Raw genomic sequence first — 22,515 nt, forward strand, 5'->3', positions numbered from 1 at the left:
ACGCCATTGGCTAGCCAGGATTGGGTGGACAAGGACTTTTACGCGATCCTTGGTATCGCCAAGGACGCTTCCGACGCCGACATCAAGAAGGCATACCGGAAGCTCGCCAGGCAGCACCACCCGGACACGAATGCGGGGAACGCTGCTTCGGAGAAGAAGTTCAAGGACATCTCCGAGGCCTATTCCGTGCTCTCGGATCCCGATGAGCGCCAGCAGTATGACGCCATCCGGGCCATGGGCGGCGGCGCCCGGTTCGCGCCGGGCGGAGCCGGGGCGGGCAGCGCCGGGTTCGAGGACATGTTCGGTGGCCTGTTCACGGGCAACACCGGCCGGCACGCGGGCGGGTTCAACCCCTCCGCGGGCGGCATCCCGCCGGAGTTCGCTGACCTCTTCGGCGGCGGCTTCGGCCAGACCGGATTCCAGCGGACCCCGCAGAAGGGCGCGGACCGCACGGCCTCCACGAGCATTTCCTTCGCCGGAGCCATCCGCGGCACCACCATCGGCTTGCGGGAACCCAGCGGCGAAGTGATCGACGTCCGGGTGCCCGCCGGCATCAAGGACGGCCAGAAGGTCCGCGTCCGGGGGAAAGGCCAGCCTGGCGCCGCCGGTTACGGAGACCTGGTGGTGTCCGTCGCCGTCCAGCCGCATGCGTTCTACACGCGCGACGGCGACAACCTCCGCATCCACGTCCCCGTCACCTTCCCCGAGGCTGCTTTGGGAGCGGACATCGAGGTGCCCACCATCGACGGAGAAAAGGTGCGGGTCCGTGTGCCGGCCGGTACGCCGTCGGGCCGCACCCTGCGGGTCAAGGGCAAAGGCGTGAAGACGTCCAAGGGAACCGGCGACCTGCTGGTGACCATCGACGTCGCCGTTCCCAAGAACCTGAACAAGGAAGCCGAAGCCGCGGTCAAGGCGTTTGCCGAGGCCACGGCCGGAGCCGATGTCCGTGAGGGCCTGGCCGCCAAGGCCCGGTTGTAGCAGGGGAGGTGTGCTGTGGACGTCAGTGCTGACCAGCCTATCTTCGTGATTTCGGTCGCGGCTGAACTCGCGGACATGCACCCCCAGACGCTCCGGCAGTACGACCGGCTGGGCATCGTCTCGCCCAGCCGTGCGCCCGGCAAGTCCCGCCGCTACTCGCAGCGGGATATCAACATGCTCCGTGAAGTGCAGCGGTTGTCGCAGGAAGGCGTCTCGCTGGAAGGAATCAAGCGGATCCTGGAACTGGAGAACCAGGTGGCCGCCCTGCAGAGCAGGGTCTCGGAACTGACCGAGGAACTTGGCCGGCGGCGGCAGCCGCTGGACGCCCGGATCTTCGCGGCGGGCGCTGCCGGCGACGTGGTGAGCCTGGCGCGAGGCCAGCGCCCGCGCCCGCGGTCCCAGGCCGTGGTGCTGTGGCGGCCGCGTGCCATCGGCAGGTAGGTACTGCGCCTGAAGGAACCGCCGGTGGACCCTGGCCATCAACGGTCCGCTGGTTTATGTCCGCCCAGCGGGCCAAGATTACGGCCCGGAACGTTTCCCCCACGTTAACTTTCATTCCATCCCTTCCCTGCAATCAGGCCGCTTTTCCCGCAGACACCCTGCATCTGGCGGCCACCATGAGCCGGGACGAAACGGTTCAGAAACTAACCGCCGCGAAACCGAAACAATCCGCTCCTACATTCATCGCAAGGGGTCTCTTCCCGGGACCTCGGAGGCGAGCCGCTGCCCCAGGCAGCGGCGGAGTGAGAAGCAGGTACACATGAAGGTTTCGGTTCACAAGCGCGTTTTCCTTCCCCTTGCGGCGGCCGCCGTGGCCACAGCTTTGGCGGGCTGCGGCAGTCAAATTGCGGATCCGGCATCCGCGGGCTCCACAGCCAGCACCGGCACGTCCTGTGTGGACACGTCGGGCGACAGCATCAAAGTGGGCTTCATCAATTCCTTGTCCGGCACCATGGCCATCAGCGAGAGCACAGTGTTCGACTCCCTGACCCTGGCTGCCGAGGAAATAAACGCGTCCGGCGGCGTCCTGGGCAAACAGCTCCAAGTGGTCAGTGAGGATGGCGCCAGCGAACCGACGAAGTTTGCCGAGCGCGCCGGAAAACTGATCCAGCAGGATTGCACCGCGGCCGTATTCGGCGGCTGGACCTCGTCAAGCCGCAAGGCCATGCTTCCCGTCTTCGAAGCCAACGACGCACTGCTGTTCTATCCGGTGCAGTATGAAGGCCTGGAGTCATCGAAGAACATCTTCTACACCGGGGCCACCACCAACCAGCAGATCATTCCGGCCCTTGACTACCTGGCCGAGCAGGGAACAACGTCGCTTTTCCTCGTAGGCAGCGATTACGTCTTCCCGCGGACGGCCAACAAGATCATCCAGGCCTATGCCGCCGCCAAGGGCATCGAAATCCTTGGGGAAGAGTACACCCCGCTTGGCTCCACGGAATTTTCCACCATTGTCAACAAAGTCCGGGATTCGAAGGCCGATGCAGTCTTCAATACCCTCAATGGCGACAGCAATGTGGCGTTCTTCCGCCAGTACAAGAGCGTTGGCCTGACAGCCGACACCATGCCGGTCGTCTCGGTTTCCATTGCCGAGGAGGAAGTCCCCGGCGTCGGCCTGGACAATGTGGAAGGGCAGCTGACCGCCTGGGACTACTACCAGACCCTGGACACCCCGGCCAACAAAAAATTCGTCGCCGCCTTCAAAGCGAAGTTCGGCGCTGAGCGGGTGACGAGTGACCCCATGGAGGCTGCTTACACCTCGCTGTACCTCTGGAAAGCCATGGTGGAGAAGGCCGGGTCATTTGAGGTGGACCAGGTGCAGGCTGCGGCGGACGGCGTCACCTTCGAAGCACCCGAAGGCCTTGTGACGGTAAACGGGGAGAACAACCACATCACCAAGACCCCCCGGATCGGAAAGATCAATTCTGAGGGCCTCATCGACACGGTCTGGTCCTCGCCCGAGGCCGTTGAACCGGATCCGTTCCTGGCCACCTACGACTGGGCCAAGGACCTGGCCAAGTAGCAACTGGGGACATAGCGAAGAAAGGCCTGCTGGAATGGAACTCCTGATAGGGCAGATGTTCGCCGGGCTCAGCCTCGGTTCCGTGTTGCTCCTCGCGGCACTGGGACTGTCGCTGACGTTCGGCCAGATGGGGGTCATCAACATGGCCCACGGCGAGTTCATGATGGCCGGGGCCTACACGGCCTTCGTGGTCCAGCAGGCCATCGCCGATGCCGGCGTATCACTGCTGGTTTCCATTCCCGCGGGTTTCCTGGTGGGCGGTGTCCTGGGGCTGGTTCTGGAAGCGGTGCTGTTGCGCCGCATGTATCACCGGCCCCTGGACACGCTCCTGGTCACCTTCGGGGTGGCGCTCGTCCTGCAGCAGGCTGCACGGGACATCTTCGGCGCACCCAGCGTTGATGTGCGCGCACCAGCCTGGCTGCAGGGAAATATCGAGGTGCTGGGCGCGCCGATCCCGCTGACCCGGCTCTTTATCCTGGCGCTCTCACTGTTGTGCCTGGCCGGACTGGTCCTCCTCCTCAGGGGCACGCCGCTGGGCCGCCGCATCCGGGCTGTGGTTCTGAACAGGGACCTGGCAGAAACCAGCGGCATCTCAACCCGGCGAAGCGACCAGCTGACGTTCTTCATCGGCTCCGGCCTGGCCGGAGTAGCCGGCGTGGCCGTTACCCTCATAGGTTCAACCAGCCCCTACCTCGGCACCAGCTACATTGTGGATGCCTTCCTGGTGGTAGTGGCCGGCGGCATAGGCCAGGTCAAGGGGGCTGTCATCGCGGCGTTCGCCCTGGGAGTGCTGCAGTCCGTCTTCGAGTATTCGACGACAGCAAGCATTGGCAAGGTCCTCATCCTGATAGTGATCGTGGTGTTCCTCCAGCTTCGGCCGCAGGGCATCTTCAGCCTCAAGACGAGGAGCCTGGCATGATGGGCCTGCTGCGCGGACGGTTGGGTACCACGGCCGGATTCACTTTCGGCGCGCTCCTGCTGCTGGGAGTTGCCCCCGCGGTGCTTCCGGTGTTCAGCCTGGGCCTGCTGGGGAAGTTCCTCTGCTTCGCGATCGTGGCAGTGGGGATAGGCCTGGCGTGGGGACGGGGCGGCATGCTGACCCTGGGCCAGGGGGTGTTTTTCGGGCTTGGCGCCTACATCATGGCCATGCACATGAAGCTCGCAGACGCTTCGCTCTTCGGCGGGTCCGGAGTGCCGGACTTCATGTCCCTGTACGGCAGCGGCGAGGTGCCGGGCTGGTGGGAACCGTTCCGGAGTCCCGTTGTGACGCTGATGGCGGTGGTGCTGGTACCGGGGCTCGTAGCCCTCGTCCTGGGCCTGGCAGTCTTCAAGCGCCGCGTCAAAGGCGCCTATTTCGCAATCCTCAGCCAGGCCCTGGCGGCCGCTTTCGCGGTGTTCCTGATCGGCCAGCAAGCCACCACCGGTGGTTCAAACGGGCTCAGCGGGTTCCGGTCGTTTTTCGGCTTTGACCTGAAGGACCCGAACAACAAGGTAATGCTGTACCTGATCGCGGCAATTGTCCTTCTGCTGTCCATTGCCCTTGCACGGCAACTTATGCACAGCAGGTTCGGGGAGTTGCTCGTTGCAGTCCGGGACCAGGAGGAACGTGTCCGCTTCTTGGGCTATGACCCGGCCACCATCAAAACGGTCACCTACGTGGTTGCCGCTGTCCTGGCGGGCATTGCGGGCGCGTTGTTCGTACCGCTCGTCGGCATCATCTCCCCGGCAGATGTAGGCGTGATTCCTTCCATCGCATTCCTCATCGGCGTGGCAATCGGCGGCAGGGCCACGCTCCTCGGACCGGTGCTTGGTGCCGTGAGCGTCGCCGCCGCCCAGTCCGCCCTGTCCTCTACCTTTCCCTCCTTCTGGGTGTACTTCCAGGGCCTGCTGTTCATCCTGGTCATCGGCTTCATGCCGGGCGGGCTGGCCTCGTTGCCGTCGCTGATCGGCAGGCGGGGCAAGCTCAGCACGGCAGCATCAACGCCGGCGCTGCCGGCTGCCCCGGTGCCGGCGTCCCTGGCAACACCACCTAAACCCGAAGAGGAAGCCGCCATGCCTGAGGAGGCCCGCAGATGACCATGCCCACCCTGCTCCCTGACGGTGAGCCGCGCGCCGGAGGGCTTCGCCATGGCCGGCCGAAGTACCTGGAAGTCCGCGATCTGTCCGTTTACTTTGACGGATTCCTCGCCGTGGACAAGGTCAGCCTGGACGTAACCCAGGGCGACCTGCGGTTCCTGATCGGTCCGAACGGCGCCGGGAAGACCACCGTGATCGATGCGATCACAGGGCTGGTCCCCGCCACGGGATCAGTGAACCACACGGGCACGGAGATTCTCGGACGCAAGGTGCATCAAGTCGCCCGGCTGGGCGTAGGGCGCACGTTTCAGACCGCCAGCGTGTTCGAGAACCTTTCCGTCCTCCAAAACCTGGACATCGCTGCCGGTTCCGGCCGCGGGCCGCTTCGAATGCTCCGGCGCCGCAAGACCGTGGACGCGGCCGTGGAAGAAGCGCTGGAGATCATTGGACTCGAAGGTGCGGCCGGGAAAATGGCGGGTATCCTCGCCCACGGACAAAAGCAATGGCTGGAGATCGGGATGCTTCTGGTCCAGAATTCGGACGTCCTCCTGCTGGACGAGCCGATCGCGGGGATGAGCCAGGATGAGCGCGGGGAAACCGGGGAGCTGCTGCGCCGGATCGCCGCCAGCCGAATCACCGTAGTGGTTGAACACGACATGGACTTCGTCAGGGAGTACGCAACGTCGGTCACCGTCCTCGCAGCGGGCAAGGTTCTCAGTGAAGGAAGCGTGGCGCAGGTGCAGGCTGACAAGAAGGTTCAGGATGTCTATCTGGGGTCCTCTGGAGTGGAGGCCTCCGATGCTTGAGATTGAGAATCTGCAGACCGGGTACGGCCGCACCCAGGTGATCTCCGGGGTCAGCCTGACCGTCCCGGACGGTGCCGTTGTCTCTGTCCTGGGGCACAACGGCGCCGGCAAGACAACGCTTCTGCGCGCCGTCGTCGGGCTTCTCAAACCTATGGCGGGGCGCATCTGCCTTGACGGCGAGGACATCTCGGCGCTCCCCCCGCACCGGCGGGTGGACCGTGGAATGGCCTATGTGCCGCAGGGCCAGCAGTCGTTCGGGCAGCTGTCCGTCATTGAAAACCTGCAGCTCGTAGCAGACGGGCGCAGGAACGGCGCCGAGCGTGTTGCTGAGGCCCTGGACATGTTTCCGGCGCTCCGGCCATTGCTGGCCCGGCGGGCGGGGCTGCTCTCGGGCGGTCAGCGGCAGCAACTTGCCATCGCCCGGGCACTCATCACAGACCCGCGCCTGCTGATCCTTGACGAACCCACCGAGGGCATCCAGCCCAACATCGTGGCCGAGATCGAAGCGACCATTATCCAGCTGTCCCAACGCAACGGAATGAGTATCCTCCTGGTGGAGCAGCACATCGGCTTTGCCTTGCAGGCCGCGGACTGCTACTACGTCCTCTCAGCCGGAAGGGTCTCCTCTTCAGGGGCTGGCGGTGCCGGATCGGCGGCTGACGTCCGGAAGGCGATGCTTATTTGAGTACCGGACACTGTGGGCCGGCCGGAAATAGAGTACCCACTACTCGTGACCACCGGAGCCCCCGGAAACTTCAATGGAACCACTGCTGGATCATCAGCAGTGGTCCAAGTTTCTGGGGGTTTTTCCATGTGTGGTTTCATTTTTTGCCGCCCTGCCGTTGAGGGGCGCCGGTGAGCCCGGGGATGGAGTCGGTGGCAGCGTTCAGCGGCTCGATTCCCGGCCAGATGCTGCTGGCCATCGGACAGATGGTAGTTGTGGTGTGTGTCTGCTTCGACATGGTGCGCGCATTGTCCGTCCCCAGGTCCCACCGGCGCTACCTGGCCAGCACTGTCTTCCGCACCCTCGCGATTCCGTCCATCATCGTCAACGGCCTGACGGTACTCATCGCCCTGGTGCTGTGGTCCTGGATCGACGTGGTCATGGGCATGTTCGTGCTGGTGGCCATCATCTTCCGCCTGCACCACGACAAGGACGAGGACAACTGGTGGAAGGGAAAGGGCAAGAAGCTGGCCCGCTGGGCACGCCGCCAGTTTGCCGGACGGACCGCCGCCGCACCCGCGATGGGGTAGCGCGGGAGGCTGCAGCCGCTCGGGCCCTGGCTGCCGGAAGGCTCTGCTGCTAGCCGGCAGTCAGCTCTTCATAGAGCTTCAGGACGCGGGTCCTGATGTCGTCGCGCACCAGGCGCATGCGCTCCATCCCCTCGATGCCGCGCTCCGACGGCTCGTCGGTCTCCCACACATCGAAACGGGTACCCTCGCGGGGCTCCAGTTTCGCTTCCGTCCCCAGCACGATCACCGCGTCCACGGCGTCCAGGACGTCCCCGGTAACAGGCTTGGGGTGTTCGCCGCTGATGTCGATGCCCAGCTCGGTGAGTGACTCCACGGCCTGGGGGTTCAGGGACTTTCCCGGTGTGGTGCCGGCCGAGTACACGGTGACGCTCCCGTTGGCCACCTGGTTCATCAGGCCGGCGGCGAGCTGGGATTTGCCGCCGTTCTTGCTGCAGACAAAAAGGACGGCGGGTTTGTTGGACGTGGGTGCCTGGTGGCTCGGGTTGGACATGGCGCTGCTCCGGAGGTCGATGGTCAGGGATCTAGTTGCCGCCGGAGCGGCCGTGGGAAAGTCCGGTGGGAAAGCCCACCAGGACGGGCTCGGGGGCTGAGCAGCAGCCGGCATCTGGCCCGGCTGCCGTTGCTGCGGCCGGGACGTCGCAGCTGCTACCCGCGTCCGTGGAGCAGACGCCGGTCTCGGGAAGCTCCAGCTGGACGGTGTCGGCGGCCTCGCGGTCCCCGGCCAGCGCGGCCACCACCGAGCGGACCTGCTCGTACCCGGTGGCGAGGAGGAAGGTGGGTGCCCGGCCGTAGGACTTCATGCCCACGATATAGAAGTCCTTGTCCGGGTGGGCGAGGAGCCTGGCACCGTGTGGAGGGACGGTGCCGCAGGAGTGGAATTCGGGGTCGATCAGGGGGCCGAGCTCACGGGGAGCCTCGACCGCGGGATCGAGTTCCAGCCGGATTTCGCGGAGGATGTCCAGGTCGGGGCGGAAACCGGTGCAGGGGACCACGACGTCGGCTTCAAGGGTCCGGCCATCTGCGGCTTCCACCGTCACATGGGAGTCGAGGGACTTCAATGAGCTGATGCCGAAGCCGGTGTGGAGTTCGATTTTTCCTGCCTCCACCAGGCGCCGGACGCGGCCGCCGAGCTGCCCACGGGCGGGAAGGCCGTCGGCGTCGCCGCCGCCGTAGACTTTCGCCGCCGAGGCGCCACGGACGGTCCAGAGGATCCGGGTCTCCGGCTCTTCCCTGGTGAGGTCGGCGAGGCTGGTCAGCGTGTTGGCGGCGGAGTGGCCAGCGCCCACCACCAGGACGCGGCGTCCGGCGAACGCCGCCCGGTCCCGGCCTGTAACGTCCGGCAGCGGAGCGGAGATCCGGTCCGCTGCAGTGTTTTCGCCGATGGCGGGAAGGCCGGAGGTGCCCAACGGGTTGCGGCGGGACCAGGTTCCGGACGCGTCGATGACGGCGGCAACGGTGTGGTCACGTGTTTCACCGTCCGCGTGCTCCACCCGGACGGTGAAGGGTGTGGTGTCCCGGGTGCGGGTGTGGGTCTTGTCCATCCCCGCCCGGGTCACGGCGACCACGCGGGCTCCGGTCTGCAGCCGGGATGCAATCTCCGGCAGCCCAGCCAGCGGTGCCAGGTAGTTGTCCACGAGTTCCCCGCCGTACGGCAGCGCGGTGGGGCGGGGGGCTTCCCATCCGGCGGATTCCAGCAGGCGCACCGCGGCGGCATCGAGGTTGAACCGCCAAGGCGAGAACAGGCGGATGTGCCGCCACTGGTCAATGGCCGCTCCCGCCGTCGTGCCTGCCTCAAGGATGAGCGGCTCAAGGCCGCGCTCCAGCAGGTGGGCCGCCGCGGCCAGGCCCACGGGTCCGGCGCCGATCACGGTAACGGGAAGGTTCTGTGCTGCGTCCATGGTGTCCTCTGTTTCATCCGTAGGTTTGCGCGGTGGGCGGCCCAACTAGGTAGCAGTAGGTGTCGTTTTGAGGGCTCATAACGACACCTGCTGCTACCTAGTTGGGGGAGGGGGCGTGCTGGGTTTAGCAGCAGTCCTGGTCAGTGCAGGAATCGTTGTCGCAGCAACCGGAGTCGCCGCAGCATCCTGTACGCATTCAGCTCACCCCCTCCCTTGAGAGTGCTTCTAGGCGTGGGTTGGTTCTTCCACCAGGGCGGTGGCGATGCTGTCCGCATCCTCGAGCGCTGCGAGGTAGCGTTCCGCGTCGAGGGCAGCGGCGCAGCCGGTGCCGGCGGCGGTGATGGCCTGCCGGTAGCGGTGGTCCACGGCATCCCCGCAGGCAAAGACGCCTGAGAGGTTGGTGACCGTGGTGGGGGAGTCCACCTTGATGTACCCCTCCTCGTCCAGGTCCACCTGCCCGGCCACCAGTTCGGTGCGGGGCACGTGGCCGATCGCGACGAAAATGCCCGTGGCGGCCTGTTCCCGCGTTTCCCCGGTGCGGGTGTCAGTGAGCGTGACGCCGGTGACCTTGCTGTCACCGTGGATGGCGGTGATGGCCGAGTTCCACGCGAAGCTGATCTTGGGGTTGTCCTTGGCCCGCTGCGCCATGATGCGGGAGGCGCGCAGTTCACCCTTGCGGACGACGACGGTGACGGACTTGCCGAACCGGGTCAGGAACATCGCCTCCTCCATGGCCGAATCCCCGCCGCCCACCACAATGATGTCCTGCTCGCGGAAGAAGAACCCGTCGCAGGTGGCGCACCAGGACACACCGTGGCCGCTGAGCTTCTTCTCCTCCGGCAGTCCGAGCTCCTTGTAGGCGGAACCCGTGGCGAGGATGACGGCGGGCGCCTCGTGCACGTCGCCGCCGCCGGTGACCACGCGCTTGAGGTGGCCTGACAGCGCAACCTCCGTGACGTCGTCGAACACTACCTTTGCGCCGAACTTTTCCGCCTGCTGCTGCAGCCCGTCCATCAGTTCGGGGCCCTGGATACCGCCCGGGAAGCCGGGGAAGTTCTCTACTTCCGTGGTGTTCATCAGTGCCCCGCCGGCGGTGACCGAGCCGGCCAGGACCAGGGGCTCCAGCCCGGCGCGGGCGGCGTAGATGGCGGCGGTGTAGCCGGCAGGGCCGGAACCGATGATGATCAGCTGTTCTGTGGTCACGGTCTCTGCCTTGACGCTCTCTGCGTTCGCGGTCTCGCTCACGGGAATCTCCTGGGGTCCGGAATCTTGGGGATCTACTTGGCGGCTGGGGTCAGGGACGCGATCAGGTCCTCGATCCGGCCCCTGATCTCGTCGCGGATGGGGCGGACGGACTCCACGCCCTTGCCGGCCGGGTCCTCCAAGACCCAGTCCTCGTAGCGCTTGCCCGGGAAGTACGGGCATTCGTCGCCGCAGCCCATGGTGATGACGACGTCGGATTCCTTCACGGCCTCGGCGGTCAGGACCTTGGGGACCTCCGCGGACATGTCGATGCCCACCTCCGCCATCGCCTCGACGGCGGAGGGGTTGATCTGCTCCGCAGGCTGGGAGCCTGCGGAGCGCACCTCGATGGCGCCCTTGGAGAGGCTGGTGAGGAAGGCGGCGGCCATCTGGGAGCGGCCGGCGTTGTGGACGCAAACGAACAGGACGGAGGGCTTCTTGGCGGTTTCGGTGGTCATGGTGTTCTCCCGGGGTGTGGCGGTGGTCAGAGGGAAGCGGTGGCGGGGGTGAAGAAACGCTTTCGCGCCCACAGTGCGGCGTATACAAGTGCAACAAGTGCCGGCACTTCAATCAAGGGGCCGACGACGCCGGCCAGGGCTTGCCCAGACGTCACGCCGAAGGTGCCAATCGCCACGGCGATGGCCAGCTCGAAGTTGTTTCCCGCGGCAGTGAAGGCGAGCGTGGTGGTTTTGGCGTAGCCGAGGTCCAGCCATTTGCCGATCAGCATGCCGGCACCGAACACCACCACGAAGTAGACCAGCAGCGGAAGGGCGATCCGGGCGACGTCCAGCGGGCGGGCGGTGATGGTTTCGCCCTGCAGGGCGAAGAGGAGGGTGATGGTGAACAGCAGTCCGTAGAGCGCCCACGGGCCGAGCTTGGGAAGGAAGGTGCCCTCGTACCAGTCGCGGCCCTTGGCTTTTTCGCCGAGGGTGCGGGTGAGGAACCCGGCGAGCAGCGGGATGCCCAGGAAGATCAGCACCGAGAGGGTGATGGCCCAGAAGGAGAAGTCCGCGCTGGTGGTGGGCAGGCCAAGCCAGGATGGCAGGAGCTGCAGGTAGAACCAGCCGAGTGCACCGAAGGACACCACCTGGAAAACGGAGTTGATGGCCACCAGGACCGCGGCGGATTCCCTGTCCCCGCAGGCGAGGTCGTTCCAGATCATCACCATGGCGATGCAGCGGGCCAGGCCCACGATGATCAGGCCCGTCCGGTACTCGGGAAGGTCCGCGAGGAAGACCCAGGCCAGGACGAACATAAACGCCGGTGCCAGGAGCCAGTTGATTACCAGGGAGGAGATCATGAGCTTCCTGTCACCGATCACGCGGCGGGTCTGGTCGTAGCGGACCTTCGCCAGGACCGGGTACATCATGACCAGCAGGCCTGCGGCGATGGGCAGCGACACTTCGCCCACCTTGACGGCTTCCAGGGCTGTGTTGAGGCCGGGGACCAGGTTACCGAGCAGGAGGCCGAGGGCCATGGCGGCGATGATCCATACGGGGAGGAAGCGATCGAGGGTGGAGAGTTTGCCGACGACGGCCTCTTCCCCTTGGGTGGGCGGTATCTCGGTCCGGGTGCTCACGGGTCTCCTGCGCTGCTCGGTAATAGATTGATGAAAGTCGATATAGGAAGTATTGCCAGCTATATCGATGAATGTCAATCTATGTGCATAATGGGTGTCATGAACCTCCTCCACACTGCTGCTCCCGCCGTCGACGCTTCATGCTGCGTTCCCTCGGACAAGCCGGTGCTGGGCAGCGAAGAGGCCCAGCGGAAAGCCCTGGTCTTCAAGGCCCTGGCCGATCCCAACCGCCTGCGTTTGCTGTCCATCGTTAGGGCGGAGGAATCGGGGGAGTCCTGCGTCTGCGATCTGACGGAGCCCCTGGACCTGGGGCAGCCCACCGTTTCCCACCACCTGAAGATCCTGGTGGAAGCCGGGATCCTGCACCGGGAAAAGCGCGGCACCTGGGCCTACTACTCACTGGTGCCCGGCGTGATGGACGACATCGCCGGCATTCTTTCAGCGCTGTAACGGCGCCTCCGGATGAACTGCGCTGAACTCAGCCGCGCCGGTGGTGGTCCGTCCGGCGCATTCGCACGGCCACCAGCAGGCCGGATGCTGCGGTGATGGCAGCAACCGCAAGCACAGCCGCCGGGATGCCGTAAGCATCGGCAAGCACCCCGGAAAGCAGGGCCCCCACAGCGAAGCCGCCGTCGCGCCACAGCCGGTAGATTCCCACGGAACGTGCCCGCCAGAGTGGATGGGCGACGTCGCCAATCGCCGCGAGGAGCGTGGGATAGACCATGGCCGTGCCCGCGCCGAGCAGGACCAGCGCGGCCAGCCAGGTTCCGAAATCCTGTCCGACGGCGACCATGGCCAGTGCCGCGGCTTGGACCAGCATGCCTCCGGCGATGAGCGGTTTGCGGCCGATGCGGTCCGAGAGGGGGCCCGTGACCATTTGCCCCGCACCCCACACGGCCGGGTAGGCCGCGGCGAGGATGCCGATGTGTTCAATACCGAGTCCCGCCGCGGCGAAAAGGACAGGAAACAGCCCCCAGGCCAGGCCGTCGTTGAGGTTGTTCACCAGGCCGGCCTGGCTGATGGAGGACAAGGACCTGTCCCGGAAGCTGGTGAGCGTAAAGACTTCCCGGGTGCCCAGGCCGGCCCCTGCTTCCGCATGGATGGAGACATGGCCCGCGGCCTCGGCCTTGGCGTGGTGGTGTGTCTCGCGCACTGTCAGTACGGACAGCCCCAACCCTATGGCGATGAAGGCTGCGCCAAGCAGGAACGGCCAGGGCCGCAGGCCGAAGCTTGAGGCGATGTAGCCGGTGGCCAGCGCAGTGCCGGCAACGCCGAGGTAGCCGGCGGCTTCGTTGAGTCCCATGGCCAGTCCCCGGCGTTCGGGGCCCACAAGGTCCATCTTCATCATCACCGTGGTGGACCACGTGAGGCCCTGGCTGATGCCCAGCACCACGTTGGCCGCGACGATCAGGCCCCAGGAATCACCAAAGATCAGCAGGAGCGGGACCGGGAGTGCAATGAGCCAGCCCGCCACAAGCACAGGTTTCCGGCCGTAGCGGTCCGAGAGTGTTCCGGCGAAGTAGTTGGTGGCAGCTTTGGCCACACCGAACGCAACGATGTACGTCAGGGCTGCCGTGTACTGGCCCAGGCCAAAGACCTGGTCTGCAAGCAGCGGCAGCACAGTGCGCTCTTGGCCCAGCGTGCCGCCCACCAGGGCGTTGACTGCCACCAGGAGCATGAACTGGGCCAGGTTTTGCCGAAGGCCCAGCACGGTACCGGCTGATCCCCGGCCATGGCGCGGGAGGATGCTGCCCTCCATGCGGAGTGCTCCGTTCGTCGTGGGGACAGAATTCGGGGGGGACATAAGGTTGCCCGGGTGCGCGCGGGGGCGCGCACCCGGGCTGCCCGGGCCGGAGGGGGGACCAGCCCGGGCGGTCTTAGGGGTTACTTAGCTGAGACGGCGTTCTGTCGCGCCTGCTGCCAGGCGTTCCAGGCGGCGTAGCTGCCGTCGAGTTCGACGACGTCGTACCCGGCCCGGCGCAGGGCGCTGGCTGCCACGGAGTTCCGGACGCCGGACTGGCAGTAGGTGACGATGGTGCCGTTGGCCGGCAGTTCGTCCAGGTGCCACATGACGCGGCCGCCGCTGAGCTGGTGGGAGCCGGGGATGTGCCCGGCGGTGTGCTCGGTTTTGTTGCGGACGTCCAGGACCATGGCGGCGTCAAAGCCGTCGAGTTCCTCGGGCTGGATGAGCTTGGGGGTTGCCGTGGGGAGCCCGTCGATGCTGGTGAGGTAGCCGGCCACGTTGTCGATGCCGACGCGGACCAGGTGGTCCCACATGTCCATGGCGGCTTCCTGGTCCGGTGCCAGCAGTACCAGCGGGTTCTTGTCCGCCTCGGGGTTGACCACCCAGGCGCCGTAGCTGGCCACGGATTTGCCTGCCGGCACGTTCAGGGAGCGGGCTACCGTGCCTTCGTGGACCTCGCTGTTGGAGCGGGTGTCGATGAAGGTCAGGGTGTCCTCCGCCAGGCCTGCAGCGACGATGCCGGGCGCGAGCTCGGGCAGCGGGGTGCGTTCGCCCATGATGGCCGGGCCTTCACGGTTCTCGCGCTTCATCCGGCCGAAGTAGGCGTGGGCGTCGGGCTGGCCGTCGAGGAGTTCGTTGATGAAGCCCTGTTCGTCGTTGGCGGCGAGGTATGGGCCCCACCAGGCGTAGAGGCGCTCGTAGCCCACGGTGGAGGAGGGGATGGCGCCCAGGGCCTTGCCGCAGGCGCTGCCGGCGCCGTGGGCGGGGTGGACCTGGACGTAGTCGGGGAGGGTGAGGAACTTGTCCCGCAGGCTGGCGAAGAGCTGCTTGGCCCCTTCGAAGCGGGTGTCGATGCCGCCGGCTGCCTCGTCCAGCAGGTCCGGCCGGCCCAGGTCGCCGGAGAAGACGAAGTCGCCCGAGAGCAGGTAGCCAGGCTGGTCGCTGAAGGCGCCGTCGGTCACCAGGAAGGACAGGTGCTCGGGGGTGTGGCCGGGGGTGTGGAGGGCCTTGATGGTGATATTGCCCAGGGTGATGGCGTCGCCGTCGTAGAGGCGTTCGCCGTCGAATTCGTACTGCCAGTCCGGCCCGCCCTCGCCGGAGACGTAGATCTTCGCGCCGGTGGCGGCGGCCAGTTCACGGGTGCCGGAAAGGTAGTCGGCGTGGATGTGGGTTTCGGTGACGGCCACGATCTTCATGCCGTTCTTTGCGGCAAGATCCTGGTACACCGCGATGTCGCGGCGGCCGTCCACCACAATGGCTTCACCCTTGGCCTGGCAGCCAATCAGGTAGCTGGCCTGGGCGAGGTCTTCATCGTAAATACGCTCGATAAGCATCTGGTGCTCTCCTTCGTGGAGTAGGTGTTTGGGGGAGGTGTTGATTTAAGTGTAATACCCCTGGGGGTATACCGCAACGAGGGATATGCGCGGGCAATCCGTGCCTGGGTCAGGCGGGCTGCCGGGCTGCATCAGCCCGGAGTTTGTCCATGTCCAGGTTCTTGACGCCCTGGATGACTTCTTCCAGGCCGGTGGCGTTGAGGGCTCCAGGCTGGGAGAAGACCAGTGTCTTGTCCTTGAAGGCCATCAGCGTGGGGATGGAGGTGATCTTCGCTGCTGCGGCAAGCGCCTGTTCGGCTTCGGTGTTCACCTTGGCGAAGGTGATGTCCGGGTGCCGTTCGGCGGCCTTCCCGTAGGTGGGGGCGAACATGCGGCAGGGGCCGCACCAGGCTGCCCAGAAGTCAACGAAGACGATCTCGCTGCTCTCCAGGGTCTCGGCGAAGCTCTGTTCGGTGACGTCGATGGTTGCCATCGTCTTTCGTGTCCTTTCGGGCGTTGTGGTGGCGGGAGGTTGCAGAAAATTGCAGGGGTCAGGCGGTGGGGAGGCCGGCGCGGGTCCAGGCGATCATTCCGCCGGCCATGGTGTCCGCGGTGAAGCCGGCTCCGTTGAGGGCGTCGGCCACGCGGGCTGAACGGTTGCCGCTGCGGCAGACCGCAATGACGGGGACGGAGGGGTCCAGTTCGGACAGGCGTGCCTGCAGCTGGCCCATGGGGATGTGCAGGGCGCCGGGGATCATGCCTTCCTCGACCTCGAAGTCCTCGCGGACATCGAGGATGCGGGCGGTGGAGCGACGCTGTTCTGCTTCGGTGATGGTGATTTCAGCCATGGTGTTTCTCCTTTGGCGGGGTCAGGCGGGTGAGGGGACGTTGCTGCGCCGGCCGGTGCGGTTGCGCAGGGGGCACGAGCTGATGAAGAACCAGCAGACGCCCGCGGTTGCTGCCGTCAGGGCTGCGACTCCGGCGGCGATGAACCACCGCAGGTCGGCAGGGGCCTGCTGGATGAGGACGAAGGTTCCCATGGCCAGGACGAACCAGCCGAACGCCTTGCGCAGGGCGGCTTCGGGGATGCGGCCGGCAAGTTTGGAGCCGGCCAGGGTGCCAACGATGGCAGCCGCGGTCACGCCGAGGGTGATGCCCCAATCGAGCTGGACCGTGGTGAGGTATCCGGCGAGCCCGGCGAAGGACTTCATGGCGATGACCACCAGGGAGGTGCCCACGGCAACGGACATCGGCAGGCCGCCCAGGAGTGCGAGGGCCGGGACCACCAGGAATCCGCCGCCCGCGCCCACCAGGCCGGTGACGAGCCCGACCACGGCGCCGTCCAGCAGCACCCTGCCCAGGGGCAGTTCGTGCTTGACCGGCGGCGCGCCGTCGTCGGACTTCTTCTTCCGGCCGCGGAGCATGGCCACGGAGGTGGCCACCATCATCACCGCGAAGGCGATGAGCAGGATCTGGCCGGGGATGTGCCCGCCCAGGAGGCCGCCCACGAACGCGCCGGCCATGCCGGCCGCGCCGAAGATCAGTCCGGTCCGCCACGTCACCCTGCCGCCGCGGGCGTGGCTGAACACGCTCACCGCGGAGGTGACGCCGACGACGAACAGCGAGGCTGCGATGGCTTCCTTGGCCTCGAACCCGGCTACGTACACCAGGATCGGGACTGTCAGTATCGATCCGCCGCCGCCCAGGACACCGAGCGAGAGTCCGATGACCACCGAGAGGGCCAGGACCAGGATGAGGGTGAGGGTCATGATGCCTTGGCCTCGGCATTCACCTCGGTGTTGACGGGCAGGGCAAGGATGGCGCTTTCGCGGGTGGGCTCCTTGGCGGCCTTATTCCACGGCATGGCCGAGATGGCCTGGCCCATGGCGCAGGTGTTGGTGGCTGCGGAGAAGGTCAGGCCCGTGCCGATGACCCCGGCAAGCGTCCGGATCTTCGGGGAAACGAACTTGCCGCCGGCCAGGCCCAGGACCACCAGGGAGCCGGCCACAAGGCGGACCTGCCGCTCCAGGTCCCAGCGGTCCTTGCCCTTGACCACGTCACCGCCGGCAGCGGCGAAGCCGGGTGCGCCGCCGGTCAGGACGTAGGCGGTGTCGATTCCGGCCTTGGCAAGGCGCTGGCGGGCCTGCTCGGCGCGCACGCCGGACTGGCAGACCAGGACCACGCGGGAGCCCAGCCGGGCGGCGAGCTCATCCGTGTGCTCGGACAGCAACGGCAGCGGCACGTTGTAAGAGCCGCGGATATGCATGGACTCGAACTCCGCAGCCGAACGCACGTCGATCACCACGAGGTCCTGGTGCTCTTTGAACCAGGACTGGAGGGTTTCAGGGGCGAGTGCGGTAACGGCAGGTGCGGTGGAAGGGGAAGTCATTGCTGGCCTCTCGTTGGGGGAAGGTGAATACCCCACCGAGTATTACAGATACCCCCGGGGGTAGTCAAAACACCCCGAGGGGTATATAGTTGGAGGCACGAACCCCACCTACGGAGACCTCATGGAACTCGACTCGACTGAACTGGCCCCAGTGGTCAACCGCCTCAAGCGCGCCCAGGGCCAGCTCGCCGCTGTGACGCGGATGCTGGAGGAGGGCAGGGACTGCAAGGACATCGTCACGCAGCTCGCCGCCGTATCCAAGGCGCTGGACAGGGCTGGCTTCGCGATCATCGCCAGCGGCCTGGAGCAGTGCATTGTCCGCGAGGACAGCACCATGGACAGGAAAGAGCTGGAGAAGCTCTTCCTTTCCCTGGCGTAACCACACTGGCCCCGGCCCGGGCCTTTAGGCTGGCTGATCCCCGCCACCGCGGGCAAACGCAAGAGGGGCACTGCACGCGTCGGCGTGCAGTGCCCCTCTTGCCGTGTCAGGTTTCAGCCGTTGATGACCTGCGGTACACCGAGGGCTTTGAGGCCCTCGACGCCGAACTCCAGTCCGTACCCGGACTGCTTCGCGCCGCCAAAGGGGATCCGCGGGTCCACGGCGCCGTGCCTGTTGATCCAGACGGTGCCGGCCTGGATCCGGCTTGCGACGCCGCGGGCTGCTGAAACATCCGAGGACCAGACTGAGGCGCCGAGTCCGACCTCCAGGGCGTTGGCCTTTTCCACCGCTTCGTCGATGGTGCTGTAGCGGATGATGGGCAGTGCGGGGCCGAACTGTTCCTCCGCTACGAGCGGGTTGTCGTTGTCGATGTCCGCGACCAAGGTGGTGGGGTAGAAGTAGCCGGGCTGGTCCGGCTCCGGATTTCCGCCCAGCAGGACGCGTGCGCCGGAAGCCTTTGCTGCCTCCACGAGGCCTGCAACGACGTCGTACTGTGCCTTGTTCTGCAGGGGACCCAGGACGTTGTCCTCGTCGAGGCCGTTGCCCATGGGCATCGCGGCGGCGACGGCGGTGAGTTCTTCGCAGACGGCATCGTAGATGTCGTCGTGGACGTAGAGGCGCTTGAGGGCCGCACAGGTCTGGCCGGTGTTCAGGAAGGCGCCCCAGAAAACATCTTCGGCGATGGCCTTGGGGTCGGCGTCGGGCAGGACGATGCCGGCGTCGTTCCCGCCAAGTTCCAGGGTGAGGCGCTTGACGGTGTCGGCGGAGGATTTGATGATGGCGCGGCCGGCAGCGGTGGAGCCGGTGAACATGATCTTGCCGATGGCGGGGTGGTCCGTGAGCCGGGCTCCTACTTCCCGGCCGCAGGAGACCACTGAGAGGATGCCTTCCGGGAGTTCCTCGTTCAGGACGGTGGCCAGCGCCAGGACGGAGAGCGGGGTGTTGCCGGAGGGCTTGACCACCACGGCGTTGCCCATGCGCAGGGCGGGGGCGATCTGCCAGATGGCGATCATCATGGGCCAGTTCCACGGGCCGATGGCCGCGACGACCCCGATGGGCTTGTAGTGGAGTTCGGCGCGGATCTGGCCGTCGTCCACGATCGTTTCGGGCTCAAGCGGCAGGTTGGCTGTGGCGCGCAGCCAGGCCACGCAGGCACCCACTTCGAACCGGGCGTTGGGGCCGTTCAGGGGTTTGCCCTGCTCGCGGGAGAGCAGCTGGGCGAGTTCCTCGGCGGAACGTTCGACGGCGTCGGCTGCTTTGAGGAGCGCGGCCGACCTCGCGCTGTGGCCCAGCGCCGCCCAGGCCGGCTGCGCTTCCTGTGCGGCGGAGACTGCCGCCTCGAGGTACTCGAGGCTGTGGACGGGGGCTTCGCCTACGGGCTCTCCCGTGGCGGGGTCCAGGATGGTCCGGCCGGTACCGGGTTCGGCTGAAACGGACGCCAGAAGCGCATCGTAGGTTTCCATGGTGTACTCCACTTCGAGTAGGCAAGGACGCCGGCCGGTTGGCCTGGCGGGTTGCTTTCCAGTGTGCTGGACGCCCGGTCCGGGCCTCTTGTGTTTGGGCGCAGGGCCCTTGACGTGGAGGGAACAGCCTGGAGCCGGCGTCAGCTCCTCGCCCCTGCCCCCCGTCAGGAGCGGCGGCCCGGAGCGAAGTCCAGCAGGACCTTGCCGGAGCCTGCCGAGTTCCTGGCGGTCTCAAAGGCCTCGAGCCCGCGTTCCAGCGGGAACACGTGCGTGATGACCGGGTCCACGAAAAGTGACCCATCGCCCAGCGCGGAAATGACGCCATCGATCTCGTCGTTGAACCTGAATGATCCCAGAAGTTCGAGTTCCCGTGTGATGGCCAGTGAAATAAGTACAGGCTGGGGACCGGACGGCAACAGCCCCACCATCACCACTTTGCCACCACGAACCGTTCCCTTGATGGCCGTAGCCAGTCCATGGTGGGAGCCGGAGGACTCGATCACCACATCGGCCTGGACCTCTGCCAGTGCTTCGCTGTCTGTTGCTTCCAGGACTTCGTCAGCGCCAACTGCCTGTGCTATCTCCAGGGGTTTGCGGTGCAGGTCGGTGGCAACAATGCGGGCTGCACCAGCGCGCTTAAGCACGGCGACGGCCAGCGCTCCGATGGGACCGCACCCCACCACCAAGGCGGTCTTGCCCCTAACGTCACCGGCGCGGGCCACGGCGTGCCAGGCAACGCTGGCCGGTTCAATCAACGCCGCTGTCTTCAGATCCAGGCCAGGGGGCAGGGCCCGCAGCATCCGCGATGGCAAGGTGGCGTAGCGGCTGAAGGCACCGTCCGTATGCGGGTACCTTGCGGCGCTGCCCAGGTAGGTGCAGCCGGGGGACAGGTTCGGCCTGTCGTGGGGATACCTGGCAGGGTCCGGACCGGTTCCCGGGCCAGGTGTGGCCGGATGCACGGCCACAGATGCCCCCTCGGGTGGACCTGAACCGTCCGCTGCCGCGCGTACCACCACGCCAACAATCTCGTGTCCCAGCACCATCGGTGCCTTCAGGACGGATTCTCCGGCGGCGCCGTGCAGCCAGTAGTGCAGGTCTGAGCCGCAGATGCCGCCGTAGGCAATCTCGACGACGGCCTGGTCCGGAGCGGGTGAAGGGAGCGGAATGTTGTCAATGCGAAGGTCGCCTGCCGCGTGGGCGACGACGGCGGGACTGGCCGCGGGAAGTCCGGACGGGTAGCGCCGGCCGGCTGTAGGAGCATCAGGAACGGCGTGCATCAGACCACCACCGTCATTCCGCCATCAATGAAGATTGTCTGTCCGTTCACGAAGTCCGAACCGCTGGAGGCCAGCCAGACTGCGGGTCCGGCGAGGTCGCGGACGGTGCCCCAGCGGTGCGCGGGGGTTCTCCCCAGGATCCAGGAGTTGAACTGTTCATCGTCCACCAGGTTCTGGGTCATTTCGGTATGGATGTACCCAGGGGCGATGGCATTGACCTGCAGGCCCGAAGCCGCCCATTCCGCCGTCATGGCGCGGGTGAGGTTTCGCAGGCCGCCCTTGGCGGCAATGTAGGGCGCGATAGTGGGCCGGGCCAGGTCGGCCTGGACGGAGCAGATGTTGATGATCTTGCCGCGGCCGCGGGGGATCATGAAGCGCGCGGCCGCCCGGCCCACGAGGAAGGCGCTGGTGAGGTCCGTGGTGATGACCCTTTCCCAGTCCTCGACGTCCAGGTCAAGCATGGCCACCCGGTGCTGGATTCCGGCATTGTTGACCAGGATCTCCAGCGGACCGACGTTCTCCTCCACCCACGCCACCGCACGGCCCACTTCTGCGTCCTTGGTCACGTCGAAGGCGCAGCTGTGGATACGGCCGGATGGGAAATCGGCGGACATGGACGTTTCTGCAGCCTTGAGGCGGTCCGCATCCACCCCGTTCAACACCACCGTTGCACCGGCATCCGCCAAGGCCCGGGCAAGGGCGTTGCCGATTCCCCGGCTGGAGCCGGTAATGAGGGCCGTACGCCCGGTCAGGTCGAAAAGTGAAGTCATGGTGCAGTCTCCTTGGCCGTTTCGGTTCCGCTGTGGGAAGCGTCTGTGGTGCTGAGGTTCGCAATGGTCTGACGCACCACAGCCAGGTCGAGGTCCCCCAGGCCTTGGGCGAGCAACTGCGCATAGAGTTCTCTCCCGGCGGACGCCATCGGCGCAGCGGCACCGACGTTTCGTGCGCTCTCCACAACAAAAGACAGGTCCTTGTGCATGAACTTGGCCGGTCCTGTGGGCGTGTAGTCCTTTGTTGCCAGGCGGGGGCCTACGATTTCGAGCACGCGGCTTGCAGCGAGCCCGCCGGAGAGCACGTCGAAGAGGGCCGTGACGTCCAGGCCGGAGCGTTCCGCAAGTTCGGCTGCTTCGGCGAGGGCCGCCGTCGTGGTTCCAACAACCAACTGGTTGCATGCTTTGGCCAGGGAGCCCGACCCGAGGCCGCCGAGCCGCCGGACTGTTGCACCCATGGCCTGCAGTGCCGGCAGGGCCCGTGCGAAGTCCTCTTCCGGGCCGCCTGCCATGATGGCCAGGGTTCCTTGCTGTGCGCCGTGCGTGCCGCCGCTGACGGGCGCATCCAGCACTGTGGCGTTCCCGCCGCTTGCCTCGATAACCGCGCGGCCGAAGTCCTGGACACCCACGGGTGAAACGCTGCTCATGACCACAACGAGCGTTCCCGGTTCAGGAGGCGAGGACCGCCATGCGTCGAGGAGCCCTGCCGCGGCATCTTCAATGAAGGAAAGATCGGGGAGCATAAAGATGATGACCGGCTCGTCCCTCAAGTCTGCCACCGCGGCGGCGCCGCTCCCGCCCAGCCGCAGCAGGTCTTCAACAGCGGCGGGGGAGCGGTTCCATCCCGTGACGGACCACCCCGCCCGCAGCAGGTTGGCGGCCATGGGTGCGCCCATCAGCCCCAGCCCGACAAACCCGGCACGCGGACGGGTTCGTTCGGCGCGGGCAGGGGGAGTGGTGGAGGCGGTGGCGTTGTTCATGTTCAACCTTTGGTGACCGGACGGGCTGGGAGTGCTTGGCTGCTGACTAACCCTGGGGGCGG

Annotated in this window: 25 protein-coding genes; 10 read left to right on the top strand and 15 right to left on the bottom strand. The window is 66.2% G+C overall.

Translation table 11 applies throughout. The annotated features are described in order from the left end of the window. Positions 1-6: 6 nt before the first annotated feature. The 8 genes from AC6CHP_RS07665 to AC6CHP_RS07700 all read left to right on the top strand — a co-directional run bounded on the left by AC6CHP_RS07665 (position 7) and on the right by AC6CHP_RS07700 (position 7,140). Positions 7-978 carry a DnaJ C-terminal domain-containing protein gene (locus tag AC6CHP_RS07665; protein WP_188731058.1) on the top strand — a complete coding sequence of 324 codons (972 nt, stop codon included), beginning with the start codon at positions 7-9 and terminating at the stop codon, positions 976-978. Between the two features lie 15 nt (positions 979-993). Next, positions 994-1,419 carry a heat shock protein transcriptional repressor HspR gene (locus tag AC6CHP_RS07670; protein ID WP_066279799.1) on the top strand — a complete coding sequence of 142 codons (426 nt, stop codon included), beginning with the start codon at positions 994-996 and terminating at the stop codon, positions 1,417-1,419. A gap of 319 nt (positions 1,420-1,738) precedes the next feature. After that, positions 1,739-3,004: an urea ABC transporter substrate-binding protein gene (gene urtA / locus AC6CHP_RS07675; RefSeq protein ID WP_377192931.1), complete on the top strand. Its 1,266-nt coding sequence runs from the start codon at positions 1,739-1,741 to the stop codon at positions 3,002-3,004. Positions 3,005-3,038: 34 nt separating this feature from the next. Further along, positions 3,039-3,923 carry an urea ABC transporter permease subunit UrtB gene (urtB, locus tag AC6CHP_RS07680; protein ID WP_188731060.1) on the top strand — a complete coding sequence of 295 codons (885 nt, stop codon included), beginning with the start codon at positions 3,039-3,041 and terminating at the stop codon, positions 3,921-3,923. Beyond that, positions 3,920-5,080 carry an urea ABC transporter permease subunit UrtC gene (urtC, locus tag AC6CHP_RS07685; protein ID WP_498228955.1) on the top strand — a complete coding sequence of 387 codons (1,161 nt, stop codon included), beginning with the start codon at positions 3,920-3,922 and terminating at the stop codon, positions 5,078-5,080. Before urtB ends, urtC begins: the two co-directional genes overlap by 4 nt. Beyond that, positions 5,077-5,886: an urea ABC transporter ATP-binding protein UrtD gene (urtD, locus tag AC6CHP_RS07690; RefSeq protein WP_498228957.1), complete on the top strand. Its 810-nt coding sequence runs from the start codon at positions 5,077-5,079 to the stop codon at positions 5,884-5,886. Before urtC ends, urtD begins: the two co-directional genes overlap by 4 nt. Continuing rightward, positions 5,879-6,571, top strand: a complete 693-nt coding sequence (gene urtE, locus AC6CHP_RS07695; RefSeq protein ID WP_498228959.1) for an urea ABC transporter ATP-binding subunit UrtE — start codon at positions 5,879-5,881, stop codon at positions 6,569-6,571. Before urtD ends, urtE begins: the two co-directional genes overlap by 8 nt. 182 nt (positions 6,572-6,753) lie before the next feature. Beyond that, entirely contained in the window at positions 6,754-7,140 is a 387-nt protein-coding gene (locus tag AC6CHP_RS07700; protein ID WP_427116217.1) for a hypothetical protein, read from the top strand. A gap of 49 nt (positions 7,141-7,189) precedes the next feature. Here the strand turns inward: AC6CHP_RS07700 and AC6CHP_RS07705 are convergent, their stop codons facing one another. The 5 genes from AC6CHP_RS07705 to arsB form a co-directional block, all read right to left on the bottom strand. Then, positions 7,190-7,630 carry an arsenate-mycothiol transferase ArsC gene (locus tag AC6CHP_RS07705; protein WP_498228961.1) on the bottom strand — a complete coding sequence of 147 codons (441 nt, stop codon included), beginning with the start codon at positions 7,628-7,630 and terminating at the stop codon, positions 7,190-7,192. A gap of 31 nt (positions 7,631-7,661) precedes the next feature. Beyond that, positions 7,662-9,038, bottom strand: coding sequence for an FAD-dependent oxidoreductase (locus tag AC6CHP_RS07710; protein WP_498228963.1), 1,377 nt, complete (start codon positions 9,036-9,038; stop codon positions 7,662-7,664). Positions 9,039-9,263: 225 nt separating this feature from the next. Next, positions 9,264-10,241 carry a thioredoxin-disulfide reductase gene (gene trxB, locus AC6CHP_RS07715; RefSeq protein ID WP_377193067.1) on the bottom strand — a complete coding sequence of 326 codons (978 nt, stop codon included), beginning with the start codon at positions 10,239-10,241 and terminating at the stop codon, positions 9,264-9,266. Positions 10,242-10,315: 74 nt separating this feature from the next. After that, a complete protein-coding gene (locus AC6CHP_RS07720; protein WP_498228965.1) occupies positions 10,316-10,738 on the bottom strand; it encodes an arsenate reductase ArsC in 423 nt (140 codons plus the stop codon). Positions 10,739-10,764: 26 nt separating this feature from the next. Next, positions 10,765-11,859, bottom strand: a complete 1,095-nt coding sequence (arsB, locus tag AC6CHP_RS07725) for an ACR3 family arsenite efflux transporter (RefSeq protein ID WP_498228967.1) — start codon at positions 11,857-11,859, stop codon at positions 10,765-10,767. A 99-nt stretch (positions 11,860-11,958) separates the two neighbouring features. Here arsB and AC6CHP_RS07730 point away from each other — a divergent pair, with 99 nt between their 5' ends. Beyond that, entirely contained in the window at positions 11,959-12,309 is a 351-nt protein-coding gene (locus AC6CHP_RS07730; protein ID WP_188731073.1) for an ArsR/SmtB family transcription factor, read from the top strand. 28 nt (positions 12,310-12,337) lie between these two features. Here the strand turns inward: AC6CHP_RS07730 and AC6CHP_RS07735 are convergent, their stop codons facing one another. From AC6CHP_RS07735 to AC6CHP_RS07760, 6 genes are all read right to left on the bottom strand, one after another. Next, positions 12,338-13,618, bottom strand: a complete 1,281-nt coding sequence (locus tag AC6CHP_RS07735) for an MFS transporter (RefSeq protein WP_427116127.1) — start codon at positions 13,616-13,618, stop codon at positions 12,338-12,340. A gap of 125 nt (positions 13,619-13,743) precedes the next feature. Next, positions 13,744-15,156, bottom strand: coding sequence for an MBL fold metallo-hydrolase (locus AC6CHP_RS07740; protein WP_498228970.1), 1,413 nt, complete (start codon positions 15,154-15,156; stop codon positions 13,744-13,746). Between the two features lie 109 nt (positions 15,157-15,265). Beyond that, positions 15,266-15,628 carry a thioredoxin gene (trxA, locus tag AC6CHP_RS07745; protein WP_498228972.1) on the bottom strand — a complete coding sequence of 121 codons (363 nt, stop codon included), beginning with the start codon at positions 15,626-15,628 and terminating at the stop codon, positions 15,266-15,268. Positions 15,629-15,686: 58 nt separating this feature from the next. Continuing rightward, on the bottom strand, positions 15,687-15,983 hold the full coding sequence (locus AC6CHP_RS07750; RefSeq protein WP_498228974.1) for a rhodanese-like domain-containing protein: 297 nt from the start codon (positions 15,981-15,983) through the stop codon (positions 15,687-15,689). A gap of 21 nt (positions 15,984-16,004) precedes the next feature. Next, complete coding sequence (locus AC6CHP_RS07755; protein WP_498228976.1) at positions 16,005-16,904, bottom strand: sulfite exporter TauE/SafE family protein; 900 nt, start codon at positions 16,902-16,904, stop codon at positions 16,005-16,007. After that, positions 16,901-17,524: a rhodanese-like domain-containing protein gene (locus tag AC6CHP_RS07760; protein ID WP_188731086.1), complete on the bottom strand. Its 624-nt coding sequence runs from the start codon at positions 17,522-17,524 to the stop codon at positions 16,901-16,903. Before AC6CHP_RS07760 ends, AC6CHP_RS07755 begins: the two co-directional genes overlap by 4 nt. Positions 17,525-17,645: 121 nt before the next feature. On the opposite strand from AC6CHP_RS07760, the gene AC6CHP_RS07765 reads away from it, so the two are divergent. Next, on the top strand, positions 17,646-17,903 hold the full coding sequence (locus AC6CHP_RS07765; RefSeq protein WP_066279770.1) for a metal-sensitive transcriptional regulator: 258 nt from the start codon (positions 17,646-17,648) through the stop codon (positions 17,901-17,903). A gap of 113 nt (positions 17,904-18,016) precedes the next feature. Here the strand turns inward: AC6CHP_RS07765 and AC6CHP_RS07770 are convergent, their stop codons facing one another. The 4 genes from AC6CHP_RS07770 to AC6CHP_RS07785 form a co-directional block, all read right to left on the bottom strand. After that, complete coding sequence (locus tag AC6CHP_RS07770) at positions 18,017-19,426, bottom strand: aldehyde dehydrogenase family protein (RefSeq protein WP_498228979.1); 1,410 nt, start codon at positions 19,424-19,426, stop codon at positions 18,017-18,019. Between the two features lie 164 nt (positions 19,427-19,590). Then, on the bottom strand, positions 19,591-20,703 hold the full coding sequence (locus tag AC6CHP_RS07775) for an L-idonate 5-dehydrogenase (protein ID WP_498228981.1): 1,113 nt from the start codon (positions 20,701-20,703) through the stop codon (positions 19,591-19,593). Further along, positions 20,703-21,473 carry an SDR family oxidoreductase gene (locus AC6CHP_RS07780; RefSeq protein WP_498228983.1) on the bottom strand — a complete coding sequence of 257 codons (771 nt, stop codon included), beginning with the start codon at positions 21,471-21,473 and terminating at the stop codon, positions 20,703-20,705. Before AC6CHP_RS07780 ends, AC6CHP_RS07775 begins: the two co-directional genes overlap by 1 nt. Beyond that, entirely contained in the window at positions 21,470-22,453 is a 984-nt protein-coding gene (locus tag AC6CHP_RS07785; protein WP_498228985.1) for an NAD(P)-dependent oxidoreductase, read from the bottom strand. The genes AC6CHP_RS07780 and AC6CHP_RS07785 overlap by 4 nt, the downstream gene beginning before the upstream one ends. Between the last annotated feature and the right edge of the window lie 62 nt (positions 22,454-22,515).

Source organism: Pseudarthrobacter sp. GQ63 (assembly GCF_059758765.1).

Bases quoted from the DNA above. Each gene is read 5' to 3' on its own strand.
- urtA (WP_377192931.1), top strand. From the start codon at position 1,739: ATGAAGGTTTCGGTTCACAAGCGCGTTTTCCTTCCCCTTGCGGCGGCC.
- urtB (WP_188731060.1), top strand. From the start codon at position 3,039: ATGGAACTCCTGATAGGGCAGATGTTCGCCGGGCTCAGCCTCGGTTCC.
- urtC (WP_498228955.1), top strand. From the start codon at position 3,920: ATGATGGGCCTGCTGCGCGGACGGTTGGGTACCACGGCCGGATTCACT.
- urtD (WP_498228957.1), top strand. From the start codon at position 5,077: ATGACCATGCCCACCCTGCTCCCTGACGGTGAGCCGCGCGCCGGAGGG.
- urtE (WP_498228959.1), top strand. From the start codon at position 5,879: ATGCTTGAGATTGAGAATCTGCAGACCGGGTACGGCCGCACCCAGGTG.
- AC6CHP_RS07700 (WP_427116217.1), top strand. From the start codon at position 6,754: ATGGAGTCGGTGGCAGCGTTCAGCGGCTCGATTCCCGGCCAGATGCTG.
- AC6CHP_RS07705 (WP_498228961.1), bottom strand. From the start codon at position 7,630: ATGTCCAACCCGAGCCACCAGGCACCCACGTCCAACAAACCCGCCGTC.
- AC6CHP_RS07710 (WP_498228963.1), bottom strand. From the start codon at position 9,038: ATGGACGCAGCACAGAACCTTCCCGTTACCGTGATCGGCGCCGGACCC.
- AC6CHP_RS07720 (WP_498228965.1), bottom strand. From the start codon at position 10,738: ATGACCACCGAAACCGCCAAGAAGCCCTCCGTCCTGTTCGTTTGCGTC.
- AC6CHP_RS07730 (WP_188731073.1), top strand. From the start codon at position 11,959: ATGAACCTCCTCCACACTGCTGCTCCCGCCGTCGACGCTTCATGCTGC.
- AC6CHP_RS07735 (WP_427116127.1), bottom strand. From the start codon at position 13,618: ATGGAGGGCAGCATCCTCCCGCGCCATGGCCGGGGATCAGCCGGTACC.
- AC6CHP_RS07740 (WP_498228970.1), bottom strand. From the start codon at position 15,156: ATGCTTATCGAGCGTATTTACGATGAAGACCTCGCCCAGGCCAGCTAC.
- trxA (WP_498228972.1), bottom strand. From the start codon at position 15,628: ATGGCAACCATCGACGTCACCGAACAGAGCTTCGCCGAGACCCTGGAG.
- AC6CHP_RS07750 (WP_498228974.1), bottom strand. From the start codon at position 15,983: ATGGCTGAAATCACCATCACCGAAGCAGAACAGCGTCGCTCCACCGCC.
- AC6CHP_RS07755 (WP_498228976.1), bottom strand. From the start codon at position 16,904: ATGACCCTCACCCTCATCCTGGTCCTGGCCCTCTCGGTGGTCATCGGA.
- AC6CHP_RS07760 (WP_188731086.1), bottom strand. From the start codon at position 17,524: ATGACTTCCCCTTCCACCGCACCTGCCGTTACCGCACTCGCCCCTGAA.
- AC6CHP_RS07765 (WP_066279770.1), top strand. From the start codon at position 17,646: ATGGAACTCGACTCGACTGAACTGGCCCCAGTGGTCAACCGCCTCAAG.
- AC6CHP_RS07770 (WP_498228979.1), bottom strand. From the start codon at position 19,426: ATGGAAACCTACGATGCGCTTCTGGCGTCCGTTTCAGCCGAACCCGGT.
- AC6CHP_RS07775 (WP_498228981.1), bottom strand. From the start codon at position 20,703: ATGCACGCCGTTCCTGATGCTCCTACAGCCGGCCGGCGCTACCCGTCC.
- AC6CHP_RS07780 (WP_498228983.1), bottom strand. From the start codon at position 21,473: ATGACTTCACTTTTCGACCTGACCGGGCGTACGGCCCTCATTACCGGC.
- AC6CHP_RS07785 (WP_498228985.1), bottom strand. From the start codon at position 22,453: ATGAACAACGCCACCGCCTCCACCACTCCCCCTGCCCGCGCCGAACGA.